Source organism: Methanoregula sp., assembly GCF_002835825.1.
Taxonomy (GTDB): domain Archaea; phylum Halobacteriota; class Methanomicrobia; order Methanomicrobiales; family Methanospirillaceae; genus Methanoregula.
The window spans coordinates 1-5,466 of sequence record NZ_PIZH01000134.1; the positions used below are offsets into that span (position 1 = coordinate 1).

General features: G+C 57.1%; 4 protein-coding genes. 2 read left to right on the top strand and 2 right to left on the bottom strand.

From position 1 onward, the window contains the following. The first annotated feature begins 47 nt into the window (after positions 1-47). Positions 48-3,077, top strand: a complete 3,030-nt coding sequence (locus CW742_RS06250; protein WP_292417984.1) for a hypothetical protein — start codon at positions 48-50, stop codon at positions 3,075-3,077. A gap of 356 nt (positions 3,078-3,433) precedes the next feature. Here the strand turns inward: CW742_RS06250 and CW742_RS06255 are convergent, their stop codons facing one another. Both CW742_RS06255 and CW742_RS06260 read right to left on the bottom strand, forming a co-directional pair. Continuing rightward, complete coding sequence (locus CW742_RS06255) at positions 3,434-3,598, bottom strand: hypothetical protein (protein ID WP_292417987.1); 165 nt, start codon at positions 3,596-3,598, stop codon at positions 3,434-3,436. Between the two features lie 20 nt (positions 3,599-3,618). After that, complete coding sequence (locus CW742_RS06260; RefSeq protein ID WP_292417990.1) at positions 3,619-3,774, bottom strand: hypothetical protein; 156 nt, start codon at positions 3,772-3,774, stop codon at positions 3,619-3,621. A 182-nt stretch (positions 3,775-3,956) separates the two neighbouring features. Between CW742_RS06260 and CW742_RS06265 the strand changes: the two genes are divergently transcribed. Beyond that, positions 3,957-5,466: PAS domain-containing protein (locus tag CW742_RS06265; RefSeq protein WP_292417993.1), on the top strand; the 1,510-nt coding region annotated here is incomplete at its 3' end.

Consider the following 5,466-nt stretch of genomic DNA (forward strand, 5'->3'; position numbering starts at 1 on the left):
GGCATCCTGGTTGGATGAGATCCCAGTCACCCGTGTGAGAGATTGTAATGAACGGCTCCCTGTCAGATGGGAACGAGAATACGATTGATATTTTCGTTCTGAGTACAAGTACAACCGGTTCACCCCTGCAGGCCCGCGACCTGGAAAACCTGGGTTACCGGGCAACCTTCTTTTCCGACACCCAACAATTGTTCGAATCGCTGCGGTCGGGGAAACCCAACCTCCTGATCTGCGATTCGGTAACGCTCCGGCAGGAATCCTACGATCTCTGCCGTACCCTCAAGGCAGATTACGATCTCTGGGTCGTACCGGTCCTCATTGTGACCAGTGCATCGAATCTTGCCGATCTCCTCCACGTGCTCGATTGTAATGCGGATAATTTCATCGCATCTCCTTACGATCCATCCTATTTCGCGGCACTGGTCGAGGGCATGCTGAGCACTCCCGTTGAGCGCCCCACCCCCGATCAGATCAAGACCCAGTTCAAGATCCAGCATGACGACCACCAGTTTGTCGTGACCGCAGACCGGCGCAGGCTGCTGGAGTTCCTCCTTTCCTCGTTCGAGATCGCAGTGACCCGTTCCGGGGACCTCATCCGCATCACCGGCGAGAGGGAGAATCTCTCGGCATCGCTTGCGAGACTGGAGGAGCGGGTCCGCGACCAGTCGCAATCCATCGAGGCGCTCAATGCAACACTCCGCCAGAAGGAACAGGCCATCGGGACGCTGACGACAGAGGGGGCAGAGAAAGACCTGAGGAACCAGGAGAGCCGCGATGAGATCCGCAGGCTGGAAGCGGAGATCGAGACCGGGAAGTCCCATATCGCAGACGCCGAGGGGGAGATACACCGGCTCACCCGTGAGGCGGCTGAGCTTTCGGAGCGCTATTCCGATGAGACCGGTGACCTGGGCCGGCAGCTTGCAACCATCTCGGAACACCTCGCGGCAACGAGCGCCGATCTCAAGGCAGCAGAAGAGTCCCTTGCCCTCGAGACCTCAAAGAAGACCAATGCAGAGATGCTCCTTTCAGAGACAACCGCCAGGAAAGAGCAGGCAGAGAAGATGGCCTATGAACTCACCCTTGAGGGAGATCAGTTGCGGGCCGATCTCCTTTCCGAGAGAGAGCGGGTGCAGAACCTGGTAACCGAGATAGCCGGACTCACCGATGCGAACAGGAAAAGCGGCGAGGAGCTGACAGGGAAAATCCGGGAGCAGGAGGAGGTCATACGGGATCTTGAAGACCGCATTTCCACAAGGGAAAAAGAGCTGGAGGCAGAGAAATGCCGTTCCAGTGCCCTTGAACAACAGGTGGCAGATCTCGGCACCGGTAAGCAGAAAGTCGAAGACGAACTGCGGATCTGCAGGGAAACCTTCGCAGCAGAGACTGCTGTTCTCAAGGAGAGACTTTCCCGGGTTACTGAATCTCTGGAGGCACGGGAGCTGGACAGTGCAGGGTTGAAGACCGAACTCGACGCTGTGACCGGCGCACGCGACACGGCAATCGCCGAGAGCACAACGCTCACGCAGGAACTGGCCGGGCTGAAGGAGACACTGTTGCAGGCCAAACAAGCACTCCAGGCGGCAGAAGCGCAGAAAGCAGAAGGGATACGGGAGCGGGAAGCAGCAGTAAACGAAGCGCAGGACAGGTACGAGGCGTTACAGGGGGAGCTCGACGACGCCAGGAAGGAGCTGGACCGGGTTCTTGCTGACCGCGATGCTGCCCTTGTAACACGATCCGCAGCAGAGAGCACCCTTGAAGAGGCTTCCGTGCGCATACGGAACCTTGAGGCAGAGCTCGAATCTGCCGGCGCTCTCCGTGCAGAAACATCCCGCCAGGTGGAATCCCTCAGGGCGGCTCTCGAACAGGCCGAAGCTGACTCAAAGGAGCTGGAGGCGGGACTTGCCGCGGCACGTACCGCTCATACCGGTTCCCGGACAGAGGTAACAACCCTTACGAATGAGCTTGAGCAGGTGAGAGCGGAGCAAGAAACCCTTGTAAAGGAACGCAACAGCCTGGAAGCATTGCTCACGGAAGAGAGACAGGAGAGGGAACAGATCGCCGCCGAACGGGAAAAGGCAGCAGCCGAACGTGATTCCTTTGCTTCTGCACTGGCAAAGGAGGAACAGGAACGTCGGACTGCCGAATCTGAGCGGGAGCGCTTCCAGAGGTTGCTTGCATCGGCAGAGGCAACAGGGAAAACCCGTGAGGCCTCATTATCCGATACCCTCCGTGAGCTGAACGCGGAGCTTGACCAGACGCACGCAACGGTGCGGCAACTCAAAGATCAGGTGGCATCACTGTCGCGGGAAAAACAGGTGGCAGAGGAGAAGGTTGCCAGTCTTGAAAGTGAGATCGCCCATGCCCGGTCGGCTCTTGCCGACGAATGGGAAAGCCACATGGATGCGCAGGAACGCCTCGTTGCCAGCTCGGCGGCAGGCTCCCCCCGGTTCAGTTCCCTGCAGGAGAAAGAACTTGAGTCCGAGAAGGCAAAGAAGCGGGAGCTGGTTGTAAAAGGTCCTGACCTGCCGGTAAGCATCGGAAAGCAGCCGCAGTCCCTGAGCGCGGTAAGAATTCCGGGCACTGCCCCGCCTGCCGAGCCGCAGATCAAAAATGTCGAGGACCTCTTTGAAGACGAGCCGGAAGAGTCTGTTGAGAAGGAGCTGCCGCAAGTCTCCATCATCCAGGAAGTTGCGGGCGGGGAGGAGGCACCCGAAGACGAGAATCCTGCCATGCCCCGGCCCGGTGACGATACAGGATACGATGACGTGGATGAGGTTGAGACATCCGTGGAGGACATCCAGGTAGAGGAGGATCTGCCCGATGACAATGAAATGGCAGCAGCCCCCACGGGCTATGGCGCGAGCATCCCGCTTTCGGGGATCGCCTTCAACCGCGCCCAGTGGCTTGACCTCCTGAAATGGGCCCACCACTCGGGAACACTTTCGCAGGAGCAGAGGATGCAGATCGTGAAGATGGGCCGGCTCATCCAGAAAGGCAGGAAACTCACCCGGAAACAGGATGAGCAGGTAAAAGAGATGCTCGCTCTCGTCCGGGCGCAGGGCTACCGGTTTTCCTGATTCTTTCCGTTCCCTGAACCTCAGGTTTCGGCAGGGAATGGTTATCGCACAGGATCACTCACCCGGATAACATAATTCATTCAGGAGCGGCAATGGCCATCAACAGGAAACGACCGAAAACATTTGAAAAGAACAAAAAAACAGAGGAAAAGAATTCGGATCACAAGCTTCTCATGGTGCTTGCGGGGGCAGTGATCCTCGCGTTCCTGATAATCTATATCCTCATCCAGACGTCCCCGGCCTGAAACAACAACAAAAAGATCCCTCCCGTTTCACCAGGAGGGCATATCCCTGCCCTTTCCCTTAAAATCAGAGGGATGGATCGATAGCGTAAGGCAGGTGCCCGATATCGATCCTCACCACATTCCCCGGATCTCGTCCATCTCATCCATGCCTGTTGAGCGCAGCCAGACGTACAGGAGCCGGGCGCGGTTCGCATCAGATGATGCCGCACCGATCACGATCGGCATTTCACGCCAGAACCCCGCGGGGCTCCGCATCTTCATATCCGTTGCCATCATGGCGGTTCACCTCACATCCTTCACTCGTTCTTCCCTAATTCCCGGTGGGCAAAGTAGTGATCCAGTTCCCGGGACAACCGGCTGAGTATCTCCTGCTGTTCCTTCAGGCCGTTTTGCAGCTCGGAATGTGTGGTCCGCGATCCGGTTGTCGATGGATTCCTGGATGAGTCGTCCATTCCGTAACACCTTTGTCCAGCACCTGTCCGAGCGCAGGCATTTTGCCTTGCGTTTTGGTGCAACACAGGAATTTGTGCAAAAATACCTTGATAAACCATATTATTTGCATTGCATATACGCACGGCGGATTCGAAGGATTTATACAATACCCCGGAGAACAGTGTAATTAACGAGGCGAACGATGGAGGAGTTTCAGGAAGACATCCAAAGGATCCGGGAGCTGCTGGCCGCAAACAGGGAGGGGTTGAGCATCACGGATATCTCCTCCGTGCTGGATATCAACCGGAACACGGTTGCCAAGTACATGGAGATCCTCCAGATCCAGGGGGCCGCTGACGGAAGGAAGCGGGGCACATCCAAGGTATTCTTTCTGACAGAACGCATCCCTGCAGTATCGCTGAAAAAAGTCTGCTCCCGCCCCTATTTTGTCGTTGACATGGACGGGACGATCAGTGATGCAAATTACGAGTTCTGCACCCTTGCCGGGATCACCCCGGACCAGCTGATCCGGCAGTCATCGGAAACGGTTCCACTCAATCTGCCGGACGGGACTGCACTCCAGAATCTTATCAGAACAGCCCTGAAGGGTTCAGAGCAGCGGGCCCGGGCACAGGTCCGGCAGGGAGACCGGATCGTGCCGGTAACCCTTGTCATGATACCGGTTGTCTTCCCGGATGGCAGGCCCGGCGTATCCGTCATCGCTGATCCCGAAAATCCCGCCTATGAACCCCAGAGGAAAAGCCACCCCCCCGATGATCTCCTGGCACTCCTGGATGACGAGATGGAATATGTTGTCCGGAGGACCGCGGAGGGAATCACCCTTTACGTGAACGATACCTACTGCCGTGCCGTTGGAAAGAGCCGGGAGGAACTGGTAGGACGCCCCTTCAAACCCCTGGTCTCTCCTGAGGACACCGGGCGAATCCAGGAACACCTTGCCCGCCTTACCACAAAATACCCGGTCGGCACGATCGAATATAAGGCAGTCATGGCAAACGGGGAACTCCGGCACCAGCGGTGGCAGGACCGTGCGCTATTCAATGCCCGCGGCGAACTGGACGCGGTGAACTCGTTTGGTATCGACATCACCGAGCAGGTCATAACAGCCCAGAAACTGAAAAAAGCCCACGAGACACTCGAAGAATCGATCATCCAGCGGACGGAAGAACTGCGGGGCATCAACCGCCAGCTCTATGCGGAAATTGCACAGCGGGAACGGATTGAGGAGCAGCTGCTCCTTGCGCAGTTTGCGATGGACAAGGCAACCGACATGGTCTTCTGGATCGGCCAGGACGGGCGGATCCGGTATGCCAACGATGGTGCAGCAACAGACCTGCGGTATGAAAAGTCCGGGCTCATTGAGAGATTTTTTGGCGATATTCTCGGGGAATACTCTCCCGAAGAATGGGACCGGCTCTGGCAGGAGTTAAAACGCGGGGGGCAGGTCTCCCGCGAGACGTTCCTGGTGAAAAAGGACGGCGCCCGGGTGCCCGCTGATGTCAGGCTCACGTATTTCGAATACCGGGGCAGGGAGTTTGTATACTGTTCATCCCGCAATCTTTCAGAGCGGATACGGACGGACCAGGCGCTGAAAGAGGCCAACAAGAAACTCAATGTCTATTCAAGCATTGCCCGTCACGATATCCAGAACAAGATCACCGTCCTTCTTGCCTATCTCGGCAGGACAAAGA

What these genes read in the sequence shown, in the direction of transcription:
- CW742_RS06250 (WP_292417984.1), top strand. Translation starts at nt 48, where the DNA reads ATGAACGGCTCCCTGTCAGATGGGAACGAGAATACGATTGATATTTTC.
- CW742_RS06255 (WP_292417987.1), bottom strand. Translation starts at nt 3,598, where the DNA reads ATGATGGCAACGGATATGAAGATGCGGAGCCCCGCGGGGTTCTGGCGT.
- CW742_RS06260 (WP_292417990.1), bottom strand. Translation starts at nt 3,774, where the DNA reads ATGGACGACTCATCCAGGAATCCATCGACAACCGGATCGCGGACCACA.